The organism is Hoyosella levis (assembly GCF_026008515.1).
GTDB classification, from domain to species: domain Bacteria; phylum Actinomycetota; class Actinomycetes; order Mycobacteriales; family Mycobacteriaceae; genus Lolliginicoccus; species Lolliginicoccus levis.
In genome coordinates this window covers 48,558-74,676 of record NZ_BQYM01000012.1, presented here as the reverse complement: position 1 = coordinate 74,676, position 26,119 = coordinate 48,558, and the positions used below count along the sequence as shown (strand labels likewise).

Here is a 26,119-nt window from a genome sequence, read left to right as displayed (position 1 = left end):
GCTCCTTGCCCCGCCCCGGTGCCGCGCGGGCGGCACCGGGGCGGGATGGTGTCAGTGGTCGCTGGATGCGTGCTCGGCCACGAGCGATCCGGCGTGGGCGATGGCCTGGTGCCAGTCGCTGAAGTACCACGCCTGGGGGTGCTCGTCGCCATCGTTCTCGATGACCTCGGCGCGCACGATCCAGTCCCGGTGGTGGGTGCTCGACGGCTCGATCCGCTCCCGGTGGGGCGCGTCGATGCTCCGGTGGACCAGTGGCCGGCCAGCGATCCGCGCGGCGGGCGCGGTGGCGCGGGCGGCGATCCGCTCGGCGGCGCGGCGGGCGGTCGGCCAGTCCGGGTAGTGCCACTGCGCCTCGCCGTAGCCGGCGACGAGCGCGGTGACCATCCAGCCCGGCACGTAGTGGAGCTCGTGGCCGTCGTGGATGCGGATGCGGTGGACGAGCGGGGGCATCTCCAGCGCGTAGGGCTCGGGCAGGTCGCTGTCGAGTGGCTCGATCATGGGGTTCTCCTGGGGCTCGTGGCCGGGTGGTGGCCGCTGGGGCCGGGCAGGCCGTGGGACCGGCCTGCCCGACAGGGGACCGGCTAGGCGGCGATGGACTGGCGGGCGGGGCGCTCGATGGGCTGCCAGCCGATGCGGTCGCAGCCGTAGTAGCGCTGGCCGATGGCCAGCACGTCGCCGACCGACAGCGAGCGCAGCCCCCGCGCGCGGTAGGCATCGGCGAGCGGGCCGGAGCCGATGTTGGTCAGGAAGAACGCGCGCTCGAGCAGCTCGTCGTCGCTGCCCTCGGCGCTGTAGGCGAAGACCAGCTCGACCTGGTGGCCGGGGCGGTATCCCGCGAATCCTGCGTGGCGGCCCTGCTCGTCGCGGGCGATGTTGTGGAAGATGCGGACGATCATGGTTCCCTCCCGGGGGTCCGGGGCTGGCCTCGTGCCTGCCCCTCACCAATGAGTCTACCGCAGTAGATACTATATGTCTACCGCATATATCATTTTTTCTTGGTCCTCCCCGACCCCTTTCCGGTGGCGGTGGCCACGCGCGGGCGATGGTGGCAGCAGGGGAACGCCTGGGCGATGAGGTGGCGGGCCGGGGCACGGGGTCATACATGGCAAGGCCCGCGGAGCGGGTCGCGGCAGCCCCTTGCTCTTTCCCCTGATCCGGGAACGACGACGGGGGCGAGCACCAGCCCGCCCCCGCTCGATCCGCGCCCGTCCTGCTAGTTCTCGGCGATGCGCAGGGACATGATGCGCCACTGCTCGGTGCGCTCCTCGGGCACCAGCAGGGCCTCGCCGGTCAGCGATGCCAGCCGGTAGGGCACGTCCACGCCGTTGGTGACGAACTGGGTCGCGTCGAACGTCGCGGTGATGTTCTCCCCGTCCGTCCATTCCAGGCCGGTGACATCGGCATCGGCGGTGATGTTGCCGCCTTCCTCCCGGATGCGGTCGAACGGCGCGGACGGCACGCGGCCGCGCAGCTGCCCGGCCTCCCCGGCCTCCGGGGTCATCCACACCTTTGCCCGGTCGAACGCCGCGCGCTCGGGCTGCTCGTCGGCGGGGTTCCAGGCCAGCGCGGTGGCCACGAACTGCTCGACGACAGCGGATGCCTCGTCGGGGATCGGCTGGACGGCCTCGGCCTCGGCGGCGGCGGCCTGGGCGGCCAGCTCGGCCTCGGTGGGGCCGTCGCTGCCGCAGCCAGCGGCCAGGACAGCGGTGGAGGCAAGGACTGCCAGGGCGGACGCGCCTCGGCGGCGCAGCGATGCGTTCATCAGTGGGTCCTTCTGCGTGGTTGGAGAGAGGCAACCCCGATACCGCGCCGCAGGCGGCGGCGCGCGCGCTCGGGGGATGGGTCCAGCTTCCCGCCCGGCGGCAGTGCCACCCAACGCTCTAACCGCCCATATCCGCCATTCGCGGCATGTGATCCGCGCGACGGCCGCTGGCGCGCCTCACCGGGGATGGCGACAAGTCCAGGAAGGCCGCATCTCCTCGCGCTCAGCGCTTTCGAGCGTGGCCGCAGCGCCACATGCTTGCCGTCGCCACCGGTTCCCGTCAGGCCCTCCCGGTATGCTTCCGGGGCGATGGCGCGAGGGGCGGAACCAGCCTCATCGTGATGAGCACAGCAAGGGAGTACCCGCGAATGCAGCCCAGGATGCACGCCCAGCGCCGGTTCCTCGCGGCCAAGCTCGCCCGCGTCCGCGAGCCGCACGTCGCCCCTATCTCCGCCCTCGCGGACCAGATCGCGGTCGATTCCGGCCTCGATCCCGGCATGGTTCCCTACCCTGATCCTGACGGCGCGGGAATCGAGGCCCGCGTGCTGTTCCTGCTCGATAATCCTGGCCCGCGGGCTCGCGCGGGCAGCGGCTCAGGCCTGATCAGCATGGACAACGACGACCCGACCGCCGAGCGGGTATGGCGCGCGAACCAGCGGTTCGGGATTGATCGCGCGCGGGTGCTGTACTGGAACATCGTTCCGTTCCCCACCGAGGGCATGAACTCGACGACCAGCGAGATGCGCCGCGCCGCGCCCTACACCAAGCAGCTCCTCGGGATGCTGCCGAAGGTGGAGCGCGTGGTGCTGCTGGGGCGCAAGGCCGAGCAGGGCTGGAGGATCGCGGGGCTCAGCACGCCGCTGCCGCCGCTGGTTGGCCCCCACCCATCCAACCGTGGAATCAATGCCGTCAAGGGCAACGAGGCCCTGTTCGTCGATGTCATGCAGCGGGTAGCTGGCATCGTCTCGGCCTGAGCCCCTGGTGCAGACACCGGGAAGCAGTGTCTACCTCCTGCGGTGGAAATGCTCCGGATCCTGTGGCGTGGCACCAGCTGTGATGGTGTCGAGGAGGTCCATATCAGGCAGGAGATCCACCTCGGAGGTCTCCTGCGCCTGGGAATCCTCGGCGCTCGGGGCGTTCGGCAATGTTCTTCCTTTCAAGCGAATAGCAGGGCGTACAGCCAGGTGTGGAGCGGGACTGTCAACGAGATGGCCAATGCGAGGGACGGGATCGCGACCGCCACCGCGAGCGCGTAGGCCGACAGAGTGACCCACCGTCCTTTGATGGCGATGTGCTTCTCGGCCAAGGAGAACTCCGTGGCGAGGGTGGCGAGGAGTTTGCGGCGCGCAGCGATCAGCGGCGAGCGCGGGAGCCTCTCCAGCATCCGCTCCGGAGTGATGGCCTTCAGGCTAGTGGGCCGCAAGGCCCAGGAAGCCATGATCGCTGCGGCCGTTGCTGCGATCATGGCGAGCGCGGCTCCGATGGTGGCGATGACCGGGAGACTGGTGATCGTGTTGTAGGCCAGCCCGATGAGGACGCCGGAGAAGCCGAGCACTACACCGGCGCGTTGCTCGAGCGAGTGGGACCTTGCCCTCTGGTCGGTCATGCACCGGATGATGTGCGCCTCGAGGAAGGCCATCGTCTCCGCGTGCTCCGAATCGACGGGCTCGCTTTCCGGAGCGTCACTCTTCACGGCGCAGGACCGTACCACGAGGCCATGACAGGACCAGCCCCCTGAAGCTGTTCATTGCTCCCGCAGGGCCTCTTCCGAAGTGATCGACAAGGCTGGCCCCTCGCTCGGCCTCCCTGCCCCCGTGTCCAGGTGGGCGCTGCTGGTGGTATCGAGCTCCGTTTCCCTCCTAGCGGCCTCGTCGGCGGCATTGCCTGCATAGGCCCTCACCCCACTACTCCGAGAGGAGAACAGTGAGATGGACTTATTGATCTTCGCTAATATTTCGTTCTGAAATTGCACTGCCTTCACAAGATGATGGAGCTTTTGCTCCTCCAGCATCGAGGTTCGGTGAAGAACCTCCAGGTCGAGGATCGAGCGGGACTTGTGTTTCTTGCCTCGACTATCGAGGTAACGGCACCGCGCGTCGTGCTTGTTCTCATCCTGCAAGGATGTCGTTCTGCCCCTGGGCACCCCGTGATCCCAGAACGTGCGCCACTCCTGCCCGGGTGCGAGGAACGGGATCTCCCCGGGAAGGTCCAACAGCTCGGGCTGGCCGTCGTCCGCCTGCGGGCTCGTCCTCAAGCGCGGCTTAAAGTCCAGCGTCACCTTGTATGCCGGCGTTTGGCCAAAGTTCTTGACCACGATCTCGATGGTTCTCCAGTCAACCTTGTTCATGTCCATGAACACCACCACGTTGGGCTGCGCCTGTTCCTCGCGGAGCGTCCGGGCCTCCTCAAGCTGTCCCTTCGCGTACCGGCCTGCTAGGTAGGCAAAGACCAGCGCCACGAAGGCGAACAGGACGAGCAACCACTCCGCGAGGACACTCCAGTTTTCTGCCTGCATGACGAGAAGTGTGCACGAGGCACCTGACAGGCCATGAGCATGTCCGTGAACGATCGTTCACGGACACCTGGTAGTGGTGGGGCGTATCCGCAGGACGTCGGTGTAACGGTTGCCGTGTCCGCGCCTTCGTCACGCTATCGGGGGATGCGGATCGGACACGAGCGGGGCCTCAACCCGCGACCAGCAACCCGAGGCGCACTGGCCAAGTCCACGCGCCCCGGGAGCATCGGAGCCACACGCCAAGCGATATAGAACATGTGTTCGATATAGTGGGCGCAGCCCGCCCGGCGGCTAGCGAGGGAAGCGCGCGCCGGGCGGGCTCGCTAGCGCAGCGAGTACATCTAGTGCATGTTGTGCAGGTGGTGCATATGCAGGAGCGGTACGAACGGGTCACTGCCGAGCGGGTGGCCCGTCGCGGTAGACGATGGCCACGCCCGGTACCCGCTCGGCGATGCGCCCGGCCAGGGCTCGGTGCCAGGATGCTGGCCAGTCGGTTCCTGGCTCATGGGCGCGGTAGCCGTCGTTGGTGCGGTAGGTCTCGATGATCGGCTCGTCGTCCTCGCGAAGTCCCGACACGGTCGCGGTGATGATCGAAGTGGCCTGGCGGTCGAGCGCTTCGACCTCTCTGGCTACCCCGTCGGGGATGGGGTTGCGCTCGTGCTCCCAGCGCTCGAGGGTGCGGGCGTTGACGCCGAGGCGCTCGGCGAGCCACTCGACGGGCAGGCCGAGGCGCTCGCGGAGCACGCGCAGGCGCGCGCCGGTCATGCGCGGGGTCTCAGGCATCGCCCGCGCTCCCCGCCGTGGCTGCCTTGTCGGTGATCTTGTAGACCGCGGGCCGCGATAGCCCGGTGACACCTTGGATGTGGGAGACGGGGACCCCGGCCTCGCGGGCGGCGAGGATGGCCTCGTCGCGGGCGGCGAGGGCGCGCTCGACGACCTCGCGGGCGGCCTCAAGGTCGGCCTGGGCGCGCGAGAGCGCGGCGTGTAGGTCGCGGATCTCGGCGCGGCGCTGCTTGTTCGCGGTCCTGACGTCCTCCGCGGGCGCGCCACTAGTGCTCATCAGTTCCTCCTGGGGTCCTGGGGGGTGGATCGCGCCCTCCCGTCGCACCCAAGCCTACCGAAGTAGATGAACGAGCGTCTATCTCAGTTTTCACTATCACTCATCGATCTGCTGGGGCTGGGAGCTGCGGAGTGGAGCGATTGCTGCTTCGAGCGCCTGGTACCGCCCCTGCCTCACTGCTTCCAGGTCGGCCTCGGGCGCGCGAGCCCGATACAGGGGCTATACCCCGCAGGGAGATTTGCCGCCACGCGCTGTGCCTGACGCCGCTGCGCAGCGGCGTCCCGTGCAGCCGCGCAGTCGCTCGGGTGCGCTGTCGAGCCCAGCTTGAGGAAGCCGACTAGACCGTCGAGGCGCGGGCCTTCCGGCCACGCCCGGCGCTGCAATGCATCCGGAGTCGCTGTAGCCCTCAAGGTGGCTCGGCAGCTGCGATCGCGCGAGCACCGCGTGTCGCGCTAGGTGGCCCTGCTGGTCAGCGTGGCCAACTCTCGACCCGGAGTTGACGTGTGCCGGTAGTCGATCGGCCAGGACAGCAGCTCACGGCGGAGCTGGTAGCGGTTGACCGATGCGCAGAACGCGACCTCAGCCAGAGGTGCCGTGGCTACTCATGGCGCCCTGAGTCAGGGCGCGGCGTTGCACGGCCCGACGTTGCAGTCCAGCGTCACGTGCATCAGGTCGGAGTAGTCCCATTACCCATAGCGACGTAGTTTTACTACAATGCTGATGGTATCCGCGAGTCGTCGTCCTCGGAGGTGACGGAGATGTGAATGCCGCACGAGTGCTCATTGCAGATCCCGACGACGGCTACCGCAGCGTCATCGCTCGCCAGCTCGAGCGACACGGGTACCAGGTCCAAGGAGTGGGCACGGCCGGCGACGCCATCGCGCTCGCGGGGGCTGCCGACGTCGCCCTGCTCAACATCGATCTCCCTGACGCTGATGGGTTGCGGCTGTGCCGGCAGATCAGGTGTCGGCCCGACGTGGTCATCATCGTCTACACCTGTGCGGCCGGCGAGCTCGACCACGTTCTCGCCTTCCAGGCCGGGGCGGACCACTGCGTGCCACAGCAGACCGGAATTCGTGAGATCGTCGCGCGGATCGACGCCGTGCAGCGTCGCGTGTGTCGCCACCCGGTCGACGGCGCTCCCACAGAGGATGCCCGCCCCGATCGGCTCCACACGACCGTGGACAGCGTGGAGCTCGTTGTCGACCGGGTGACCTGCACCGTGACGCGGGGCGACGAGGTGGTCCCGTTAACCCGCAAGGAGTTCGACTTGCTGAGCCTGCTCGTCGAGCAAGCTGGGCGCAACGTCACGCGCGACACCCTCATGGAGCGGGTATGGCGCGACGAGTCCGGGATCCGCACCCGGACGCTCGACACCCACGTCAACAACGTGCGTCGCAAGATCGGCAGTCGCGAGGCGGTGTCCTGCGTGCGGGGGATCGGTTACCGGTTCGAGCCCAGCTGAGGTCGCGCTCTCAGGCGAGCAGCCGGTAGGCGTGGACGTCGAGCACGTGGTACTCCGGGGCGGCGATCTCGTGCTCGCCGACCTCCTTCTGGCCCGAACGCATCCGTGGCTCGGCCATCCAGGCGTCGTACGACGCCACGCTGGCCCAGCGCGGGTAGTTGACCAGCGTCACGCCGTCCGCGCCCAGGAAGGGCGTGGCCGCGACGAAGCCCGGGAAGGTCTGCTTCCACTCGGCTCCGGTGCGCTGCAGCAGGGCCAGGACCGTGCTCGCGCTCTCCGGGTCTCGCAGGTGCCGGACGGCGACGGCGGCGACGGCGGGCGACGCGCCGGCGGCAGGTCCCGCGATGCCGGGTGCCTCGTTGCCTGACCAGCGCCAGTCGACCAGGTCCGTCACTGCGGCGGTGGCGAGCAAGCTGTCCACCGTGTCCTGGAGGTCTCGGTGCCCACGCACCACCAACCATAGATCCGGCCCGCTGCGGCTGGTCAGCACCCGCGCCGAGGCCGGGGGTGTGCCGTGCTTGCACGGCGGATGGAGGAGAAGCGCCTCCTCGAGGCGGGCCGCGGTGAGCTCGGTGCCAGCGACGGAGTGGGGAGCGATCCGGGCCAGCTGGATGCAGCGGCCCGTGCCAGCGTCAGCGGAAGACATCGGCGTTCTCCTGGGCCCAGTCGCGGAAGCTCGCGGCGGGCCGCCCGGTGAGGATGGCGACCGCGTCGGAACTGACCTCCGCCTCGCCGGTGAGTCGGCGGAAGTAGTCGAGCGCCCCGTCGGCGTACGAGGGCGGCCAGCCGGTCGCGACCATCTGGACGCGTGCCTCGTCGGCCTCGACGTCGATCCATCCGATGTCACGGCCGAGGGTCTCGCCGATGATCCGGACTTGCTCGCGCTGGCTGAGCGCCTCGGCGCCGGAGACCAGGTAGGCGTGGCCCACGTGCCGGTCGTCGAGCAGGGCGTGCACGCCGGCCTCGGCGAGGTCGCGCTCGTGCACCGGGGTGCGGCGGGCATCACCATAGGGGAAGCGGACCACGTCCGAGCCGCGGATCTGCGGTGCCCATCCGCGGGCGTTGCCCATGAACCCGGTGGTCCGTAGCGAGGTCCAGCGACAGCGGGACGCGCCGAGTAGCTCCTCCAGGTAAGCGTGGCAGTTGTTGTCGCTGCGCTCCACGCCGATGTGCACGCCGACTGAGGAAACCACGCACACGCGCAGTGCGCGCTCGGACATCCGCTCGACCATCGCGGGCGCGGTCACCGTCGGCAGGTAGAAGAACGGCCACATCCAGAAGACGTGGCTCACGTCGTCCAGCGCTGCCTCTACGGTGGCCGGATCGTCGAGGCTTCCCGTCACGGTCTCGACCTCATCAGGCAGCACCGACGCGCGCTCGTCGCCCTCGACGACGAGCGCGCGCACGGCGTGCCCCTTGTCGATGAGTGACCGGGCGACGTGCGGCCCGACCTGGCCGGTCGCGGCAGTGATCAGGAAACGCTCAGTCATGGGGTTCTCCTCGTCGGCACTAGCGGGTGGGTCCATTGTGGGGACCGCGGGAGGGGTCGCGAAATGGGCTCACGTCAGGAGCAAGTCAATTCACTGCGAACAGTTCGTCACTCTCGATGCGTGCCCCCCGGAGCAGGGCCCCGCGCCGGGGTGGTGGACGGACAGGAAGGTGCGTGCGCCGTCGCGGGCGAGGGTAACGAGGTAGGTCTCGTCGAGGGGTTGGGCGCGGTAGAAGCCGCGGGAAATGGGGTCGCCGCCTATGAGGAGCATGAGGTGGGTAGCGGCGGTGGCGGGGTCATGCAGGGGGGCGCCGGCTTCGGCGAAGAGGCGGCGCAGCTCGTCCTCGAGGACAGCGCGGACGCGGAGGGGGCCGAGGGTGACCCAGGTGTCGAGGGCGGATTGGGGGATGTGCTCGCGCTCGGCCTGGACTTGGCGGACCAGGGCGTGGTGGTCGGCGTATCGGCCGTCGGCTCGGACCCAGCGTTCGGCGAAGTCGAGGAGGGCGTCGGGGAGGGAGCGGCCGACCATGGATGCACGGACGAGGGCGATGTGGTGGTCGGCCATCTGCCGGGTGCTGAACTCGATGACGGCTTCGAAGAGCTCGGCCTTGCTGGCGTACTGGTTGTAGATGGTGCGGGTGGAGACGCCAGCTTCGGAGGCGATCATCACGATGCTGCTGCGGGCGTAGCCGTTGCGGGCGAAGGTCCGCAGTGCCCCATCGAGCAGGTCACGGGACTTGCGGTGGTACGTCGTCAATGCAACCATAGGAGTGCAATAGTACAACGTTCGATGTAGTTTCGGTGGGTGTCCATCCGGAACCAAGGAGAAAAGCCATGATCCGAATCGGTGTCATCGTCGGTAGCACTCGTCCGCAGCGCCGCAGCCCGCTCGTCGCGTCGTGGGTCGAGCGCCACGCCGCCACCCGTTCCGACGTGGAGGTCGAGGTCCTCGACCTCCGCGGCTTCGACCTCCCGCTGTACGACGAGCCCGAGGCACCCGCCGTGGGCACCGTCCGCGGTGAGCGGGCCCGGGCCTGGGCAGCCGAGGTCGACCGTTTCGACGCGTTCGTGATCGTGGTGCCGGAGTACAACCACTCCTACCCCGCGGTCGTGAAGAACGCCATCGACCTGGTCTTCCGTGAGTGGAACGACAAGGCGGTGGGCTTCGTCAGCTACGGCCTGCACGGCGGGGTCCGCGCGGTCGAGCATCTGCGCACCGTGGTCTCCGAGGTCAAGCTCGCCTCGGTGCGCACCCACGTCGTGCTGTCCCTCTTCAACGATTTCACGCTCACCGGCCCGGTCGAGCCCGGCACCTTCACGCCCGGCCCGCACCAAGAGCAGACCCTCGAGCGGTTGCTCGACGAGCTGGTCGCCTGGGCCGGGGCGCTGAGGACGCTGCGCCACCAGAGCGTGCCGGCATGACCACCGGGACCGCTCCGGGTGTCGCCGCGGACAGCGACCGCATCCCGTGGCAGGTGTGGCGGCTCGCCGGCGTCATTGTCCTCGGGGCGTTCGCCAGCGGCCTGGACACTAGCCTGGTCCATGTCGCGCTGGAGGAGATCCGGTCCGACCTCGACTCCTCGCTGCGGGTGGCCCAGTGGGTGGCGAGCGGCTACCTCCTCGCCCTCGCCGTCTCCCTGCCGCTGGCGGGCTGGCTCGGCGACCGGTACGGCGTGGGCCGGGTCTGGCTCTTCGCGCTCGCCGGGTTCACGGTGACCTCGGTGCTGTGCGCGATGTCGGTCTCGATCGAGATGCTGATCGCGATGCGGGCGCTGCAAGGACTTTGCGGCGGCGTGCTGATCCCGGCCGGCCAGACCGTCCTGGGGCGCGCCGTCGGTGCCGAGAAGGTCGGCCGGGTGATCGCTACGCTCGGCATAGCGGTAACCCTGGCACCGGCCCTCGGCCCGGTCCTCGGCGGCGTGCTGCTGCACACCACCTCGTGGCCGTGGCTGTTCGCGATCAACCTGCCGATCGGCGTGATCGGCTTGGCCCTGGGCCTGCGCTACGTCCCGCGCGGCGAGGCCCAGCGTGGGCGGACCCTCGACCTGCCGGGTCTCGCCCTCCTTTCCGTGGGGCTGCCGTCTGGTCTCTACGGCCTGACCGAGAGCGTCGGCGGGGACGGGGTCGACCCGGTCGCCGCGGGCGCCCTGGTGCTCGGCGTCGTACTGCTGGCGAGCTACGTCCGCCACGCCGGACGTGTCCCGGAACCGGTGCTGCGGCTCGGGCTCTTCGCCCAGCCGCGCTTCGCGGCATCGGTCGCCGCGGCTTGCTTCACCGGCATGCTGATGTTCGGCGTGGGGCTGGTGATCCCGCTGTACTTTCAGCTGCTCCACGGGGACGGCACCATCGAGACCGGCCTCCGGCTGCTGAGCCTCGGTGGGGGCACGGCGCTCGCACTGCCCTGGTGCGGTCGCCTGGTCGATCGCAAGGGCGCCGGGCCGGTGGCCGTCGTCGGCACGGCGGCCTGCCTCGTGGGTTCGCTCGCCCTGGTTGCCGTACCCGCCTCGCTCGGGGACACCTGGGTGATGCTGCTCGTCCTCTTCGTCTTGGGCGTCGCGCTGGCCTTCGGAGCCGTGCCGCCGACCATCGCGGCCTACAAGTCAGTCAGCGCGCAGAACCTGTCCCAGGCGACTACCCAGGTGAACATCGTGCAGCGACTCGGCGGAGCCCTGGGCGGTGCGGTGTTCACCGTCATTCTCGCCCGATGGATGGTGGACGACGTCGAGACCGGTTTCCGTGCGGTCTTCGTCAGCGTCGCCGTTGTTTCCCTCCTCGCTGTGCTCGCCGCGCTCCGCCTGCGCAGCGTCGAGCGCCGTGAGGCCATCCCGTCGCCGGGACTGCCCGGCTGATCCCCTGAGGTCTGAGGAGACTGACGTGAGCACCACGACCACGGCCCCGCTGTTCAGCGCGGACTACTACCAGAACCCGTTCCCCACCCTCGCGGAGCTGCGCGCGCACGACCCGGTCCACGAATTCCGCTTCCCGGTAGGTGAAGTGCGTGCCTGGCTGATCACCCGATACGATGACGCCCGCGCTCTGCTGGCCGATCCCCGGTTGAGCCCGGAGGGGCGAACGTGGGGGAACGAAGATTTCGTCGAGGCCGGGCTGGTCGCCGGCCAGGGCAGCGTCCTGGAGCGCGCGGTCACTGTCGTCGACCCGCCGGACCACACGCGGCTGCGAAAGTTGGGCATGCGTCCGTTCACGCCCGCGAACGCGCGGAGGTGGGCGGAGCGGATCCGCGAGGTGACCCGGCAGCAGATAGAGGCCTGCGCCACGCAGGGCCACTTCGACGTGATGGCCGACCTGGCGGGCCCCGTCTCGAGCCGGGTGATGGGGGAGATCCTCGGGCTGCGGCTCGACCGTCACGCGGACCTGGTCGCGGCACTGGAGCAGGCCTTCCCCTCCTGCTCGGACGACGCCGGGGACGCGGCGGTGGGCTTCGCTGCGATTTGTGCGTACGCCGAGGAACTGGTCGCCGAGAAGCGATCGGCCCCGGCCGAGGACCTGGTCACCTCGCTGCTGACCGTCGCCAACGACGGTGATCGGCTGTCGTCGGAGGAGGTGGTGGCGATGGTGGCGGCGATGATCCTGGCCGGCAGTGACACCGTGCGCGCCTTCCTCGGCAACGCCGTGCATGCCCTGCTCGGTAGCCGCAAGCAGTGGGACGTGATCGTCGACCAGCCGCGCGCAGGGCATGACACGGAGGATCCCGCCGCGCGTGCCGTCGAGGAACTGCTGCGCTACGAGGGCGCACTCAGCTCGGCCCTCTTCCGGCTCGCCACCGAGGACCTCGTGGTCCGCGGCCGCACGATCCGACGTGGTGAGCCGGTCGTCGTCTCGCTGGCAGCCGCCAACCGCGACCCCGAGGTCTTCGACCGTCCCGACGAGCTCGACCTGCGTCGCTCCGGCGCGGCCCACCTCGGGCTGGGGCACGGCATCCACAACTGCATGGGCTCGGGACTGGCCCGGCTCGAGGGCCGGATCGTCCTCCGCGAGGTGCTGCAGGCGTTCCCGGCGTTGGAGCTGCGCGACCCGCAGGCCCCGGCGCAGTACGTCGAGAACTGGGCCATGCGCCGACTCACCAGCCTGCCGGTCGTCACCGGCAGGGAGGATTGACGTGGGGTGGCGGGTCGAGGTCGACCTCGAACTGTGCCGCGCGTCGGGACTGTGCACCGCGATGGCGCCGGACCACCTGGAGGTCGGCAACGACCACCGGCCGCGACGCGCTTCATCCGATCTCCTCCTCGGGGACGTGCCCCAGGAGCTCAATGACGCGGTCGAGTGCTGCCCGATGGGTGCGCTCTCGATCATCGAGAACGAGAGGAGTCGATCAGCATGACCACTGCCCCTGAGGTGACGGCTGCCGATATCGTGGTGGCCTGGGAGCGCAACTACGACGAGCAGAGCCAGCGGTTCGTACGGTCGCTGGCACTGCCGGCAGGAGCGCGGGTGATCGACGTGGGTGCTGGCTCGGGGTCGATGAGCGCCTGGTTCCACGACGAGCTCGGTGCCGATGTCGTCGCCCTGGACATCGACGACACTGGCCTGGGCCGGCTGCGGGACCTGCCGCGCTGCGAGGTCGTGCTGGCCGACGCCACCACGCATGCCCTTCCTACTGGGACATTCGACTTGGTCTTCGTGCGTGCTGTCCTGTCCGGGATCATGGATCCGCTGGCCGCCCTCGAGCGCTGGAGCACGTGGCTGCGGCCCGGCGGGGTGCTGGTCGCGGAAGACTTCTACTTCATGCCGGCCGAGGACGCCGCGACCGACCTGGGGCGACAGGTCCTGGAGGGGTACGTGCAGGCCGCCGCGAACGCAGGCGCCAACCTGCGCCTGGCCCGCCGCCTGCCCTCCCTGCTGGCCCGGGCCGGCCTGCTCGACGTCGGGTCGTCGGTGCGACCTCTCGGACCCGGCCAGGGTGCTGCCGAGAACGCGCTGATGGACGTGCGGATGCGGGTGGAGCGCGAGACGCTGGTCAGCCGCGGCCTGCTCACCCACGACCTGATCACCGCGTGGCTGGCCACGCTCGACGACCCCACCTACCAGGACATCACGACGCTGGGGATCCGCACCTGGGGCCGCCGCCCGTAGCGCGTCACCGTCCTTGTCCAGGAGCGCAACCGTCGGTCAGGTGCCCGCTCAGCGCGAGTGGGCATCGGCCACCAGGTCGACCCCGGCGTAAGCCTTCAGGAAGGTGCGTGCGCCGTCGCGGGCGAGGGTAACGAGGTAGGTCTCGTCGAGGGGTTGGGCGCGGTAGAAGCCGCGGGAAATGGGGTCGCCGCCTATGAGGAGCATGAGGTGGGTAGCGGCGGTGGCGGGGTCATGCAGGGGGGCGCCGGCTTCGGCGAAGAGGCGGCGCAGCTCGTCCTCGAGGACAGCGCGGACGCGGAGGGGGCCGAGGGTGACCCAGGTGTCGAGGGCGGATTGGGGGATGTGCTCGCGCTCGGCCTGGACTTGGCGGACCAGGGCGTGGTGGTCGGCGTATCGGCCGTCGGCTCGGACCCAGCGTTCGGCGAAGTCGAGGAGGGCGTCGGGGAGGGAGCGGCCGACCATGGATGCACGGACGAGGGCGATGTGGTGGTCGGCCATCTGCCGGGTGCTGAACTCGATGACGGCTTCGAAGAGCTCGGCCTTGCTGGCGTACTGGTTGTAGATGGTGCGGGTGGAGACGCCAGCTTCGGAGGCGATCATCACGATGCTGCTGCGGGCGTAGCCGTTGCGGGCGAAGGTCCGCAGTGCCCCATCGAGCAGGTCACGGGACTTGGTCATGTGGCCTGCGAGGTCGTTGTCACGATTGTCCATTCTATATGACGGGGGATTGAACTAGTGGTGTCCAGCGATGGGTCGCGACCGCATGTCGAGCGCATGCCGATCGACTGGACACCAGGTCGGGTGACGGTCAGCGGTGCCCGGTTGTGGTGACCGGCAAGTCTTTCGGACCCCGGAGCGCGACCACATCCAAGGTGGGGGCACTGCGCCGCAACAGCCCCGCCAGCGTCCCCGCTGGGGCGACCTCCACGACGTGGCGGGCTAGGGTCGCGAGGTTGCTCGCGGTCAGGTCCCAGCGCACTGGCGCGCACACCTGACGGACCAGGCGGGCCAGCACCTCGGCGCCGGAGGAGATCGGCATGCCGTCGGCGTTTGACAGCAGGGTGCCCGATGGCTCCGCTGGCCGTACGGCAGCGACGGCGCGCGCGAAGCGTTCCTGCGCGGGCCGCATGTGCTCGCTGTGGAAGGCCCCGGTGACCCGGAGCGCGACCACCCGGGCGCCGTGCGGCGGTGCCGTGCGCAGGGCGTCGAGCTGTTCGACCGTGCCGGCGGCGACGATCTGGTCGGGCCCGTTGAGGTTGGCGGGGGTCAGCCCGAGCGCGCGCAGGACGGCCCGGACCTCGGTCGGCTCGCCGCCGAGGACGGCGGACATGCCCGTGGGCGCGTCCTGGCTCGCGGCGGCCATCGCTCGGCCGCGCTCGGCGGCGAGGCGCACGGCGTCCTCGTCCCGTAGGCAACCGGCCAGTGCGGCGGCGGTCAGCTCGCCGACTGAGTGGCCCGCCCACACCGTCTGCTGCGGGTCGAGGTCAAGCAGGCGCGCGGTGGCGATGCCGGTGGCGACGATGAGGGGCTGGGCGACGGAGGTGTCGGTGATCGTGGCGGCATCGGCGGTCGTGCCGAGGGCGACCAGGTCTAGGCCCGCGGCGTCGGCGAACCGATCCAACGCGTCAGCGAAGCGGGGCACCTCCAACCAGGGGACCAGGCCACCGGGGCGCTGCGCGCCCTGGCCAGGAAAGACAATTGCGATCATGTGACCGAGGTTATTGCCGGTTTATGCCTCGCAGCGCCCGCGCAGGCGAGGATTAACGAAACTGCGCCCTGCGTCAGGCCAAGGTCAAGAATTCACCGCCCGCAATTGCGGAACAATTGTCGCGTCGATCCAAATTCTCTCCTTGGCCTGACAAATCAGTCGGTTCACACGATTAGCATGCTCGTTATGCCGCAACCGAGCCAGCGTTTCCTGACCACCTTCGATGAGGGCGTCGGTCCTGCCGTGGAGCGGGTTTTGGTGGCCAACCGCGGCGAGATCGCCCTCCGGGTCGTGCGCACCTGTCGCGATCTCGGCATCACCTCCGTCGCGGTGTACGCCGAGCAGGACCGCGACAGCCCGCACGTGCGACTAGCCGACGAGGCCTACGCGCTCGGTGCCGCCGGTGCGGCGGCGTACCTGGACGCTTCCCGGCTGGTAGGCGTGGCCCGTGCCGCCCGTGCCGATGCCGTGCACCCGGGCTACGGCTTCCTCTCCGAGGACGCCCGCTTCGCGGAGGCGGTCCTCGCCGCCGGTCTGGTCTGGATCGGCCCGCCGCCCGAGGTGATCGCACGGCTCGGGGACAAGGTGCGGGCGCGCGAGCTCGCGGCTCGCGTCGGCACCCCGCTCGCACCGGGGACGCCAGGCCCCGTTGCGGACGTCGAGGAGGTGACGGCGTTCGTCGACAGCCACGGCCTCCCGGTCGTGATCAAGGCTGCCCACGGGGGCGGTGGGCGCGGCCTGAAGATGGTTCACACCCGCGAGGAGGTTCCTGAGCAGTTCGCGGCCGCCGTGCGAGAGGCCACCGCGGCCTTCGGTCGTGGGGAGTGCTTCGTGGAGCGGTTGATCGAGCGCCCCCGGCACGTGGAGACCCAATGCCTCGCCGATGCCGACGGCACCGTCGTCGTGGTCTCCACCCGTGACTGCAGCCTGCAGCGGCGCAGCCAGAAGCTGGTGGAGGAGGCGCCAGCGCCCTTCCTCGACGAACTGACTGAGAAGGTCATCGTGGAATCCTCGCGGGCCCTGCTCGCCGCGGCCGGGTACGTCGGTGCCGGCACTTGTGAGTTCCTCGTCGGCGTGGACGGGACCGTGAGCTTCCTGGAGGTCAACACCCGTCTCCAGGTTGAGCATCCGGTCTCCGAGGAGATCACCGGCACCGACCTGGTAGCTGAGCAGATCAGGCTCGCTCGCGGTGCCCGGCTCTACCCGGGCGACCCCGCGTCGCACGGCCACGCGATCGAGTTCCGCATCAACGCCGAGGATGCCGGGGCAGGCTTCTTGCCAGCGGTGGGGCGGGTGGCGGTGTACCAGGTGCCGATGGGCCCGGGAGTCCGCGTCGACTCCGGCGTGCGCCACGGGAGCGAGGTAACCAGCGCCTTCGACTCGTTGCTGGCCAAGGTGATCGTGGTAGGAGACAGCCGGGACCACGCCCTGCGGCGGGCACGGCGCGCGCTGCGTGAGCTTGAGATCGAAGGCGTGGTCACGGTGGCACCGCTCTACGAGGCGCTGCTGGATCACCCGGACTTCACCGCGCCCGGGGGCGCACTCGGGATCCACACCCGATGGTTGGAGGACGCCGACCTGGAAGTGTCCGCGCCGCCGTTGCATCCAGTTGAGCTGCCGTGCCCCGACCAGGCAAACCCCCACCTCGACCTCGCGGTCGAGGTGGACGGGCGCCGGATCCAGGTCCGTCTGCCCCGCGAGGGGGTGGAGCGGTTGCTCGGGTCGGCGGACGGTCCGAGCACCGAGCCGGCCCGTGCTCTGTCCCCTCCACCGCGTCGCCGGTTCGAGCCGGGCCGGGCCGTCCACCAGGCCAGCGGGGAAGGCGTTGAGGTGCGCGCTCCGATGAACGGCACCGTCGTTCGGCTGCTCGTTGTCGAGGGGGACGCCGTGGAGGCAGGCCAGACGCTGGCCGTGCTGGAGGCGATGAAGATGGAGCTCCCGGTGCAGAGCACCCGCGCTGGCAGGGTCGAGTCGGTGCAATGCGGCCCCGGCGACGCGATCGAGGCAGGCAGTCTGCTGGTCCGCTTGGTCACGGAGTGAGGAGTCTATGGTGGCTTCACATTCGCCTGACATCCGTGCCTTATTCGCTCACACAGGCCTTGCATTGTTTGCTTGATATCGCTCGTCCGGAACAGACATGATGAGGTGTATTCGCGATTTCCAGATAATCCCATCGATTATCACTGGAACGGGATATGCAAGCATATTCTTTTCGCCTTTACAGGCAATCTCTCGTGCCCGTTTCCTCTGCGAAAGGCCACTGCCATGGACCACCCCGTCATCATCATCGGCGCTGGCCCGGCTGGACTCCTGCTGGCGATCGAGCTGCGGCTCGGTGGCGTGGACGACGTCGTCATCGTCGAAAAGCTGCACGCCCCGACGGGCCAGTCCCGCGGCCTGGGCTTCACCTGCGTCACCAAGGACGTCTTCGACCAGCGGGGACTGCTGGGAGAGTTCGGGAAGATCGAGATCTCCGACGCCGGCCACTTCGGAGGCATCCCCGTCGACTTCAGCGTCCTTGAGGGCTCCCAGCAGGCGGCCAAGACCGTGCCCCAGCACCAGACCGAGGCGGTTCTCGAGACCCGTGCCCTCAAGGTCGGGGTGCGCATCGAGCGCGGTGTCGAGCTGCTGGCCTTCGCGGCCACGGCGGACGGCGTCGAGGTCGAGACCCGCGACGCGGCAGGAGAGGTACGCCGGCGCCGCTGCGCCTACCTCGTCGGCTGCGATGGCGGGCGCAGCACTGTACGCCGCCTCGGCGGCTTCAGCTTCCGCGGGGTTCCAGCCACCCGCGAGATGTTCCTCGGCGACATCTACCCGGACACCGAGATCGCCACCCGGATGATCGGCGAGGTCACTGACGGCGGCATGGTGATGAGCGCTCCGCTCCCTGACGGGACGACCCGGATCGTGGTCTGCGAGCGCGAGGCGCCGCCGCGCCGTCGTACCGCCCCTCCCGAGTTCAGTGAGGTCGCGGCCGGATGGAAGCGGATCACCGGCCAGGACATCTCCGGGTCGACCTCGGTGTGGATGAGCGCCTTCGGCGACGCGGCCTTCCAAGTGACGCAGTATCGTCGCGGTCGGGTCCTGCTCGCCGGGGATAGCGCCCACATCCACCTGCCCGCCGGCGGCCAGGGCATGAACACCAGTCTCCAGGATGCCTTCAACCTCGGCTGGAAGCTGGCCGCCGTGGTCCGTGGCGACGCGCCCGAGGCGCTGCTTGACTCATACCACGACGAGCGGCACCCGGTCGGCAAGCGCCTGCTCGACAACACCCGGGCCCAGGGCGTGCTCTTCCTCCGCGGCGAGGAGGCCGGGCCGCTGCGCGACTTTCTCGGCACGCTCGTGCACGAGCTCGACGTCGCGCGCTTCTTCGCGGCCAAGGTCAGCGGGCTCGACATCGTCTACCCCATGGGCGGCGGCGAGCACCCGCTGCTCGGCCGACGGGTTCCCGATGTGCTGCTCGACGGCGCGGGCGGGGCGACCGCGGCCCTTCACCTGCTGCGCCAAGGCCAGGCCGTCCTCCTCGATCTCGCCGACTCCCCGGCGCTGCGCGAGCGTGCCGAGCCGTGGGCAGACAAGATCGTCGTCCACACCGGGCCGGAGAGCGGCAGCGACCGCCTCTCGGGGACGAAAGCTCTCCTGGTCCGCCCCGACGGGTACGTCGCCTGGACCGCCCCCCACAGCGACCAACCCCTGGAGGTGGCGTTGTCCGCTTGGTGCGGACCGTCGTCGTATCCCCTCCGGGCCACCGCGTAGTCCATCCCACTGACCCAGACCTAGGAGCACCCCATGACCAGCTCATTGATCGTGGCCCGCATGGAGCCCGGTTCTGTCGGCTCCGTCCAGCGCATCTTCGCCGAGTTCGACCGTGGCGAGATGCCGCACCTGATGGGCACCCGCCGTCGGCAGCTGTTCTTCTACCGCGGCCTCTACTTCCACCTGCAGGACTTCGACGACTCCCGGGGGCGTGAGCGGATCGAGGGAGCCAAGCAGGACCCCCGGTTCGTGCAAATCAGCGAGGACCTGAAGCCCTTCATCTCGGCCTATGACCCGGCGACCTGGCGCTCGCCCTCGGACGCGATGGCGGAACGCTTCTACGACTGGACGGCGGAGGGCACCGGCGATGCATAGGAACAACCAGAGGCGGGTGGCGATTACGGGCATCGGGGTGCTGGCGGCAGGTGGCACCGGGGTCGAGGCCTTCTGGTCCCTGCTGACCTCGGGGCGTACTGCGACCAGGCGGATCACCTTCTTCGACCCGAGCCCGTTCCGTTCCCAGGTCGCTGCAGAGATCGACTTCGCGCCGGAGGCGCACGGCCTGGGGCCCCACGATACCCGGCGCATCGACCGGGCCGGCCAGCTCGCGCTCGCAGCGGTCCGGGAGGCGGTAGCCAGCAGCGGGCTCGACCTCGCCGCGCTCGATCCGCACCGGGTCGGGGTCTCCCTCGGCACCGCAGTTGGCGCCACGACGAACCTTGACCAGGAGTACCGAGTGGTCAGCGACGGGGGCCGCCTCCACGAGGTCGACCATCGCTACGCGGTGCCCTTCCTCTACCAGCAGATGGTGCCGAGCAGCTTCGCCTCGGAGGTCGCGTGGGAGGTGGGCGCGGAGGGTCCGGTGCACGTGGTGTCGACCGGCTGCACGTCGGGCATCGACGCCGTCGGGTTCGGGGCCCAGCTGGTCGCCGACGGAAGCGCGGACGTCGTCTTCGCCGGGGCGACCGACGCACCGATCTCACCGATCACGATGGCCTGCTTCGACGCGATCAAGGCGACCACACCCCGTACCGACGACCCCGCGCACGCCTCCAGGCCGTTCGACGCGAGCCGCAACGGCTTCGTGCTCGGGGAGGGCGCTGCGTTCTTCGTCCTGGAGGAACGGGAGCGGGCCCGGCGCCGCGGTGCAGAGGTGCTGGCCGAAGTCAGCGGCTATGCCTCGCGGTGCAACGCCTACCACATGACCGGGCTTCGAGCCGACGGCGCGGAGATGTCCGAGGCGATCGACAACGCCCTGCGTCTCGCGGGGATCGCGGCCGAGACCATCGACTACGTCAACGCACACGGGTCCGGCACCAAGCAGAACGACCGGCACGAGACGGCGGCGTTCAAGAGATCCCTCGGGCAGCACGCCTACGACGTGCCGATCAGCTCGATCAAGTCGATGGTCGGGCACTCGCTCGGGGCTATCGGATCGATCGAGATCGCCGCCTCGGTGCTGGCGATCCGCCACGACGTCGCGCCGCCGACCGCCAACCTGCACGAGTCCGACCCGGAGTGCGACCTGGACTACGTGCCGATCACCGCGCGGGAGAGTTCCATCGACACCGTCCTCACCGTCGGCAGCGGCTTCGGCGGCTTCCAGAGCGCCATGGTGCTCAGCGGAGGGGGTGCGCGATGATGGCACCAGTCTTCACCGGGCTAGGTGTCGTCGCCCCGACGGGCATCGGCGCAAAGCAGTTCCGCCAGCACACGCTGGGCGCGGAGCGCGCGATCGGTCCGGTGACCCGCTTCGACGCTCGGAACTACCCTGTGCGGGTCGCAGGCGAGGTCGACGGCTTCGCCGGGGAGGACCATCTCAGTCGGCGCCTGCTCCCGCAGACCGACCGGATGACCCAGATGGCGCTGACCGCCGCGGACGAGGCGCTGGCCGAGTCTGGTCTCGACGCAGACACGGTCGACCCGTTCGACATCGGCGTGGTGACCGCATCGACCGCCGGTGGCTTCGAGTTCGGCCAGAACGAGCTCGCGAAGCTTTGGCGTGACGGCAGCAAGCACGTCAGCGCCTACCAGTCGTTCGCCTGGTTCTATGCGGTGAACTCCGGCCAGATCTCCATCCGGCACGGCCTCAAGGGACCCAGCGGGGTGATCGTCTCCGACCAGGCCGGTGGTCTCGACGCGCTCGGCCAAGCACGCCGCCAGGTGCGCAACGGCACGGTCGCCGTGGTCGCCGGAGGCATGGACGCCACCGTCTGCCCGTGGGCCTGGGTCGCCCTGATGATGACGGGCGAGCTGTCCAGCGCGACTGACCCCGACCTGGCCTACCGCCCGTTCAGCAGCGCGGCGACAGGATGGGTGCCGGGTGAGGGCGGCGCGATGCTCGTGCTGGAGGACGCCGAGCACGCCCGCGCCCGCCACGCGCCCGTCCGCGGCCGGCTCAGCGGCTACGCCGCGACCTTCGACCCCCGCCCCGGCAGCAGTCGTGGGCCGAACCTCGCCGCCGCGGTCATCGCCGCCCTCGCCGACGCGGGCCTGGGGCCCGGCGACATCGGGTTCGTCGTGGCCGACGCCTACGGGACGACCGAGCGCGACCAGATGGAGGCCGACGTTCTGCGAGACGTCCTCGGAGCCGTTCCCGTGGTCGTGTCCAAGACCGGCACTGGACGCCTGCTGTCCGGTGGCGCGCCGGTCGACGTGGTCGTTGCCCTGCAGTCGTTCGGCGACGGTCTGCTGCCTCCCGCCCCCGGCCTCGATGGCACAGACGCCCTCGGTCTCGACGTCGTCGTCGGCACGCCGCGCTCCCACGACGCGGAGCACGCGCTGGTGCTGGCGCGCGGCATCGGCGGCTTCAATTCGTGCGCCGTCGTCTCCCGATGAGCCGTCGGCCGGTCGTACCGACCCCCGCCGCCCCTACCACTCCAACAAGGGAGCTTGTGATGCAAATGACCGTTCCGATCCTGATGGACATCCTCGACCGCGCTGGCGGCGCCGCCGAGGATGTCGACCTGACAGCTGACGTCGCTGACGTCGAGCTCCAAGATCTGGGTTACGAGTCTCTCGCGATCCTTGAGGCCGCTGGCCTGGTCGAACGCGAGTACGGCGTGGTCCTCGACGAGGCCGCGCTCTCCGAAGCCCGCACCCCGCGCGAGCTCACCGCGGTGGTCAACGAGGCCCTTGCGGCCGTGACCGCCTAAGCCCCCGGCCACACACCTACAACAAGACGAGGACGACAATGACGATGCAGACCCGACGAGGAGTCGCCGGCGCCGCGCTGGTGACGGGAGGGACCAGCGGGATTGGGCTGGAGTCCGCCCGCACTCTGGCACAGATGGGCTATGAGGTCTTCCTTGGCGCCCGCGACGAGGGCGCCGTGAAAGAGACCGTCGCCGAGCTGGCAGCGACCGGCGCCACGGTCGCGGGGGCGCGGCTCGACGTCCGGGACCAGGACAGCGTGACGGCCTTCGTCGAGCAGGCCGTGCAGGAGCTCGGCCCGGTCGGCGTGCTTGTCAACAACGCCGGCCGCAGCGGCGGCGGACCTACCGCCGCGCTCGAGGACGAGCTGTGGTTCGACGTGTTCGACGTCAACATCCACGGCGCCTTCCGGATGACCCGCGAGGTTCTCAACGCCGGCGGCATGCTGGCGGCCGGCGCTGGCCGGATCATCAACATCGCCTCCACGGCCGGCAAGCAGGGGGTCGTGCTCGGCGCGCCGTACTCCGCCTCGAAGCACGCCCTCGTCGGCTTCACCAAGTCCCTCGGCAACGAGCTCGCCGGCCAGGGGATCAACGTGAACGCCGTGTGCCCCGGGTACGTCGAAACGCCGATGGCCGCCCGAGTCCGGCGGGGATACGCTGCGGCCTGGGACACCAGCGAGGACGAGATCCTCGCCCGATTCACCGCCAAGATCCCGCTCGGCCGCTACGCCACCCCGCAGGAGGTGGCCGGTCTCGTCGGGTACCTCGCCAGCCCCAGTGCGGCCGCGGTCGCCGCGCAGGCGCTCAACGTCTGCGGCGGCCTCGGCAACTTCTGACCCCCTGTCGACCTGAGGAGCTTTCGATGACCGAGACCGTCACCCCGCCGGATGCCGTGACCGTGGACGGCGTCACCACCATGGAGCACACTATCGAGATCACCCGTCCCGCCGAGGACGTCTACGGCCTGCTGGCCGACGTCGAGAGCTGGCCGCGCCTGTTCCCGCCGACCGTTCATCTCGACCGTGAGGACCTCGGCGGTCGCGCGGAACGCATCCACATCTGGGCGACCGCCAACGACGCCGTGAAGAGCTGGCGCTCGCGCCGGGACCTGGACCCCGATCGGCGCACGATCCGCTTCCGCCAGGAGCGCTCCCAGCACCCGGTCGCCTCGATGGGCGGTACCTGGATCGTCGAGCCCGGCAGCGAAGCAACGGGGTGCGTCGTGCGACTGCTCCACGACTTCGCCGCCGTCGGCGACGACCCGGAGTCCCTGGACTGGATCGTCCGCGCGGTCGACGGCAACAGCCGGTCGGAGCTGGCTGCGCTGAAGCGCAACGCCGAGGCGAGCGATGACAGCACGGGGCTGCTGCTGGAGTTCGAGGACGCGGTGGAAGTGGCCGGCCCGGCCGCCGCCTGCTTCGATTTCGTCAATGAGGCCGGTGCTTGGAAGGAGCGTCTGGGCCACGTCGCGCAGGTGCGGCTCGACGAGCCCGAGCCAGGGGTGCAGACCCTAGAGATGGACACCGTCGCCAAGGACGGCTCGACCCACACGACCCGGTCGTACCGGATCTGTTTCGCGCCGGATCGGATCGTCTACAAGCAGACGACCCTGCCGCCGCTGATGACAGTGCACAACGGCGAGTGGCGCTTCGTTGACGACGGAGCGGGGGGAGCGCGGGTCAGCTCGCGTCACGTGGTGCTGCTCAACCCCGAGGCGATCCCCCGGATCCTGGGTGCCGACGCGACGGTGGAGACCGCCCGTACCTACGTTCAGGACGCGCTCAGCACCAACAGCCTGATGACCCTCAACAGGGCCAAGGCCTGGGCCGAGGGAACGGTGTCGTGACCCGGCACGCGAGCCACGATGTCCTCGTCGTCGGCGCGGGTCCGGTCGGCCTCCTGCTCGCGCTCGACCTTCGGCGGGCCGACGTCGATGTCGCCGTGATAGATGCCCGGACGGCTCCGCGCGCGGAGTCCCGCGCCACCACCCTGAACGCTCGCACGATGCAGCTCCTCGGCGCGCGAGGGCTGCTGAGCCGACTCAACGACCTGCCGCATCTCCCTTCGGGCCACTTCGCAGGGCTGCCGCTTCCGCTCGAGGACGGGACACCGTTCGCCGGGCAGTGGAAGTGTCCGCAGACCGAGCTGGAGGCTGCCCTCATCGCCGAGCTCGACGAGGCCGGGGTAGCCGTCCGCTGGGGTGTGGTCCTCACCGGCTTGGATGACACCGGCAGCGAGGTACGGGCCGACCTCGCCACGGAGACCGCGCGGGTAGAGCTGCGTGCCGGTCACCTCGTCGGTTGCGACGGCGAGGACAGCACGGTACGACGTCTCGCTGGTATCGAGCTCGACGGTCGCGCGGGCAACCGCCGTCTGGTGCGCGCCGACGTGACCGGAATCGAGGTCGCGCTCCGCCGCTTCGAGGTGGTGGAGGGCGGCATGGTCACCGCCGCACGCCTGCCCACCGGCGAGACGCGGCTGATGGCCTACCGCCACGGCTCCAAGCCTGACGACACCGAGAAGGTTGACTTCGCCGAGGTTTGCGAGCTGTGGGACTCCCTCACGGGGGAAGACATCAGCGCAGCGAGGCCTGGCTGGATCGATGCCTTCACCGACGCCGCGCAATGGGCCCGCCACTTCCGTGCGGGGCGGGTTGTGCTGGCAGGCGACGCGGGCCACCGGCTGATGCCTGCCGGTGGCCTGCCGCTGAACCTCGGCCTCGATGACGCGGCCCGGCTGGCCTGGCGGCTCGCGGCCATCCACCGATGTGCGGCCGACGAGGCGATCCTCGACGACTACTCCACCGACGCGGTCGCGCGGGCGCGCCGCGCGGCACTGAACGTCGGTGCCCAGGCACACCTGCTGCTTAGCGAGAATGACCTCGAGCCGCAGCGCGGCATGATGGCCGAGCTGCTGCAGCTGGAATCGGTGCACCGGGACATAGCCGGTGTCGTCTCCGGCACCGGTGCGCTTCCGTCCGGTGACCGCTCCGGACGCGTCATCGGCGCGTTCGACGTCACCGGCCCCGACGGTAGGTCCGCATCGGTTGCCTCGTCGCTGCGAGCAGGCCGCGCCGTCCTGTGGTGCCGCGACCGAGCAGGGGAGCAGGTCTGGGGACGCGTCACCGCGAGTGGCTGCGTGGTGCTCGTCGGCGAGCCCACCGGCCCCCATGTAGCTGCCCTGGCCGGTCTGCGGGCAGCCCTCGTCCTCCCCGACGGTGTTGTGACGTGGACCGATCGCGATCCGGTCACCCTGGCCGAGATCCTCACCGAGACTTTCAGGAGCACCATGACCACCGTCGCCGTCCCCTCCGTCGTGCGGGCCGCGATCACCGGCCGACCGGCCCCCCGTGGCCAACGGCTCGTTGGGAAGCGCTGCCTCGTCACCGGCGCCAGCCGTGGCATCGGACGCGGCATCGCACTCGACCTCGCGCGCGAGGGTGCGGTTGTCGCAGTGCACTGCGCCCGCCGTGTCGAGCAAGCGGCCGAGGTGGTCGCGGAGATCCAGTCCTTCGGGGGCGCTGCCTTCAGCGTGGTCGCCGCCTTCGACGACACCACCCGGCTGCGCGATCTGGTGGCCGAGACCACGCAGCAGTTCGCCGACCGCACCGGGAGCGCGCAGGTCGATGTGCTGATCAACAACGCTGGGGTGATGGGCGGGACTTCCTTCGACGGTACCAGCGAGGACGCTTTCGACGAGCTGGTGCGGGTCAACGTGAAGGCGCCTTTCTTCCTCACTCAGGAGGTGCTGCGGGTCATGCCGGCCAACGGCCGGATCATCAACATCTCCACCGGGCTGACCAAGATCGCGAACCCGGATGAGATTGCCTACGCCATGACGAAGGGTGCCATCGAGCAGCTCACCCGACACCTCGCCAAGGGCGTCGCGCAGCGGGGCATCACAGTCAACGCCGTGGCTCCCGGGATCACCGACAACGGCAGTGCGATCTTCGACGACCCGGCCGCAGTCGCCATGATGGGCAGCCTCTCGCCGTTCAACCGGGTCGGCGACCCGGCGGAGATCGCGGCGGCGGTGAGCTTCCTGGCCTCCGATGAAGCGGGCTGGATCACCGGCACCGTCGTCGACGCCAGCGGTGGCACGGTCCTCGGGTAGGCATC

Annotated in this window: 29 protein-coding genes; 16 read left to right on the top strand and 13 right to left on the bottom strand. The window is 69.8% G+C overall.

All coding sequences use genetic code 11. From position 1 onward, the window contains the following. Positions 1-51 precede the first annotated feature (51 nt). From QC765_RS13645 to QC765_RS13635, 3 genes are all read right to left on the bottom strand, one after another. On the bottom strand, positions 52-498 hold the full coding sequence (locus tag QC765_RS13645; protein WP_278314989.1) for a hypothetical protein: 447 nt from the start codon (positions 496-498) through the stop codon (positions 52-54). A gap of 83 nt (positions 499-581) precedes the next feature. Beyond that, complete coding sequence (locus QC765_RS13640; protein WP_278314988.1) at positions 582-896, bottom strand: hypothetical protein; 315 nt, start codon at positions 894-896, stop codon at positions 582-584. A gap of 317 nt (positions 897-1,213) precedes the next feature. Beyond that, positions 1,214-1,762: a hypothetical protein gene (locus QC765_RS13635; protein WP_278314987.1), complete on the bottom strand. Its 549-nt coding sequence runs from the start codon at positions 1,760-1,762 to the stop codon at positions 1,214-1,216. A gap of 341 nt (positions 1,763-2,103) precedes the next feature. On the opposite strand from QC765_RS13635, the gene QC765_RS13630 reads away from it, so the two are divergent. Then, positions 2,104-2,736: a uracil-DNA glycosylase gene (locus QC765_RS13630; protein WP_278314986.1), complete on the top strand. Its 633-nt coding sequence runs from the start codon at positions 2,104-2,106 to the stop codon at positions 2,734-2,736. Positions 2,737-2,766: 30 nt separating this feature from the next. Here QC765_RS13630 and QC765_RS13625 read toward each other — a convergent pair whose 3' ends face one another. From QC765_RS13625 to QC765_RS13605, 5 genes are all read right to left on the bottom strand, one after another. Next, a complete protein-coding gene (locus tag QC765_RS13625; RefSeq protein ID WP_278314985.1) occupies positions 2,767-2,907 on the bottom strand; it encodes a hypothetical protein in 141 nt (46 codons plus the stop codon). Positions 2,908-2,918: 11 nt separating this feature from the next. Continuing rightward, entirely contained in the window at positions 2,919-3,455 is a 537-nt protein-coding gene (locus tag QC765_RS13620) for a hypothetical protein (protein ID WP_278314984.1), read from the bottom strand. A 51-nt stretch (positions 3,456-3,506) separates the two neighbouring features. Then, entirely contained in the window at positions 3,507-4,277 is a 771-nt protein-coding gene (locus QC765_RS13615; protein WP_278314983.1) for a DUF8453 domain-containing protein, read from the bottom strand. A gap of 390 nt (positions 4,278-4,667) precedes the next feature. Further along, complete coding sequence (locus QC765_RS13610) at positions 4,668-5,060, bottom strand: helix-turn-helix domain-containing protein (RefSeq protein ID WP_278314982.1); 393 nt, start codon at positions 5,058-5,060, stop codon at positions 4,668-4,670. Further along, complete coding sequence (locus QC765_RS13605) at positions 5,053-5,337, bottom strand: hypothetical protein (RefSeq protein WP_278314981.1); 285 nt, start codon at positions 5,335-5,337, stop codon at positions 5,053-5,055. The genes QC765_RS13610 and QC765_RS13605 overlap by 8 nt, the downstream gene beginning before the upstream one ends. A 760-nt stretch (positions 5,338-6,097) precedes the next feature. Here QC765_RS13605 and QC765_RS13600 point away from each other — a divergent pair. After that, complete coding sequence (locus tag QC765_RS13600; RefSeq protein WP_278314980.1) at positions 6,098-6,802, top strand: response regulator transcription factor; 705 nt, start codon at positions 6,098-6,100, stop codon at positions 6,800-6,802. A gap of 10 nt (positions 6,803-6,812) precedes the next feature. Here the strand turns inward: QC765_RS13600 and QC765_RS13595 are convergent, their stop codons facing one another. The 3 genes from QC765_RS13595 to QC765_RS13585 form a co-directional block, all read right to left on the bottom strand. Further along, positions 6,813-7,448 (bottom strand): hypothetical protein, encoded by a 636-nt coding sequence (locus QC765_RS13595; protein WP_278314979.1) that lies wholly within the window; start codon positions 7,446-7,448, stop codon positions 6,813-6,815. Continuing rightward, positions 7,435-8,292, bottom strand: coding sequence for an NmrA family NAD(P)-binding protein (locus QC765_RS13590; RefSeq protein ID WP_278314978.1), 858 nt, complete (start codon positions 8,290-8,292; stop codon positions 7,435-7,437). Before QC765_RS13590 ends, QC765_RS13595 begins: the two co-directional genes overlap by 14 nt. Before the next feature lie 90 nt (positions 8,293-8,382). After that, positions 8,383-9,057, bottom strand: a complete 675-nt coding sequence (locus QC765_RS13585) for a TetR/AcrR family transcriptional regulator (protein WP_278314977.1) — start codon at positions 9,055-9,057, stop codon at positions 8,383-8,385. A 68-nt stretch (positions 9,058-9,125) separates the two neighbouring features. On the opposite strand from QC765_RS13585, the gene QC765_RS13580 reads away from it, so the two are divergent. The 5 genes from QC765_RS13580 to QC765_RS13560 are packed head-to-tail and all read left to right on the top strand — an operon-like array spanning position 9,126 to position 13,382. Beyond that, complete coding sequence (locus tag QC765_RS13580) at positions 9,126-9,713, top strand: NADPH-dependent FMN reductase (RefSeq protein WP_278314976.1); 588 nt, start codon at positions 9,126-9,128, stop codon at positions 9,711-9,713. Continuing rightward, a complete protein-coding gene (locus QC765_RS13575) occupies positions 9,710-11,140 on the top strand; it encodes a DHA2 family efflux MFS transporter permease subunit (RefSeq protein ID WP_278314975.1) in 1,431 nt (476 codons plus the stop codon). The genes QC765_RS13580 and QC765_RS13575 overlap by 4 nt, the downstream gene beginning before the upstream one ends. A gap of 25 nt (positions 11,141-11,165) precedes the next feature. Next, positions 11,166-12,407 (top strand): cytochrome P450, encoded by a 1,242-nt coding sequence (locus tag QC765_RS13570; RefSeq protein WP_278314974.1) that lies wholly within the window; start codon positions 11,166-11,168, stop codon positions 12,405-12,407. A gap of 1 nt (position 12,408) precedes the next feature. After that, positions 12,409-12,630, top strand: a complete 222-nt coding sequence (locus QC765_RS13565) for a ferredoxin (protein ID WP_278314973.1) — start codon at positions 12,409-12,411, stop codon at positions 12,628-12,630. Then, complete coding sequence (locus QC765_RS13560; RefSeq protein WP_278314972.1) at positions 12,627-13,382, top strand: class I SAM-dependent methyltransferase; 756 nt, start codon at positions 12,627-12,629, stop codon at positions 13,380-13,382. The genes QC765_RS13565 and QC765_RS13560 overlap by 4 nt, the downstream gene beginning before the upstream one ends. A 48-nt stretch (positions 13,383-13,430) precedes the next feature. Here the strand turns inward: QC765_RS13560 and QC765_RS13555 are convergent, their stop codons facing one another. Both QC765_RS13555 and QC765_RS13550 read right to left on the bottom strand, forming a co-directional pair. Continuing rightward, positions 13,431-14,093, bottom strand: coding sequence for a TetR/AcrR family transcriptional regulator (locus tag QC765_RS13555; RefSeq protein WP_278314971.1), 663 nt, complete (start codon positions 14,091-14,093; stop codon positions 13,431-13,433). 97 nt (positions 14,094-14,190) lie between these two features. Continuing rightward, a complete protein-coding gene (locus QC765_RS13550; RefSeq protein WP_278314970.1) occupies positions 14,191-15,090 on the bottom strand; it encodes an ACP S-malonyltransferase in 900 nt (299 codons plus the stop codon). 186 nt (positions 15,091-15,276) lie between these two features. On the opposite strand from QC765_RS13550, the gene QC765_RS13545 reads away from it, so the two are divergent. From QC765_RS13545 to QC765_RS13505, 9 genes are all read left to right on the top strand, one after another. Then, the gene (locus QC765_RS13545; RefSeq protein ID WP_278314969.1) at positions 15,277-17,130 is read left to right on the top strand and encodes an acetyl/propionyl/methylcrotonyl-CoA carboxylase subunit alpha; all 1,854 of its coding nucleotides are present in this window, start codon (positions 15,277-15,279) and stop codon (positions 17,128-17,130) included. 225 nt (positions 17,131-17,355) lie between these two features. Continuing rightward, on the top strand, positions 17,356-18,846 hold the full coding sequence (locus tag QC765_RS13540; RefSeq protein ID WP_278314968.1) for an FAD-dependent monooxygenase: 1,491 nt from the start codon (positions 17,356-17,358) through the stop codon (positions 18,844-18,846). 33 nt (positions 18,847-18,879) lie between these two features. Then, on the top strand, positions 18,880-19,221 hold the full coding sequence (locus QC765_RS13535) for a TcmI family type II polyketide cyclase (RefSeq protein ID WP_278314967.1): 342 nt from the start codon (positions 18,880-18,882) through the stop codon (positions 19,219-19,221). Positions 19,222-19,237: 16 nt separating this feature from the next. Continuing rightward, positions 19,238-20,488 carry a beta-ketoacyl-[acyl-carrier-protein] synthase family protein gene (locus QC765_RS13530; RefSeq protein WP_278314966.1) on the top strand — a complete coding sequence of 417 codons (1,251 nt, stop codon included), beginning with the start codon at positions 19,238-19,240 and terminating at the stop codon, positions 20,486-20,488. Then, positions 20,485-21,684 carry a beta-ketoacyl synthase N-terminal-like domain-containing protein gene (locus QC765_RS13525; RefSeq protein ID WP_278314965.1) on the top strand — a complete coding sequence of 400 codons (1,200 nt, stop codon included), beginning with the start codon at positions 20,485-20,487 and terminating at the stop codon, positions 21,682-21,684. Before QC765_RS13530 ends, QC765_RS13525 begins: the two co-directional genes overlap by 4 nt. Positions 21,685-21,749: 65 nt before the next feature. Then, positions 21,750-22,001 carry an acyl carrier protein gene (locus tag QC765_RS13520; protein ID WP_278314964.1) on the top strand — a complete coding sequence of 84 codons (252 nt, stop codon included), beginning with the start codon at positions 21,750-21,752 and terminating at the stop codon, positions 21,999-22,001. A gap of 38 nt (positions 22,002-22,039) precedes the next feature. After that, complete coding sequence (locus tag QC765_RS13515; RefSeq protein ID WP_278314963.1) at positions 22,040-22,837, top strand: SDR family NAD(P)-dependent oxidoreductase; 798 nt, start codon at positions 22,040-22,042, stop codon at positions 22,835-22,837. Between the two features lie 26 nt (positions 22,838-22,863). Further along, positions 22,864-23,847: an aromatase/cyclase gene (locus QC765_RS13510; RefSeq protein WP_278314962.1), complete on the top strand. Its 984-nt coding sequence runs from the start codon at positions 22,864-22,866 to the stop codon at positions 23,845-23,847. Next, a complete protein-coding gene (locus QC765_RS13505) occupies positions 23,844-26,114 on the top strand; it encodes an SDR family oxidoreductase (protein WP_278314961.1) in 2,271 nt (756 codons plus the stop codon). Before QC765_RS13510 ends, QC765_RS13505 begins: the two co-directional genes overlap by 4 nt. Positions 26,115-26,119: the final 5 nt, after the last annotated feature.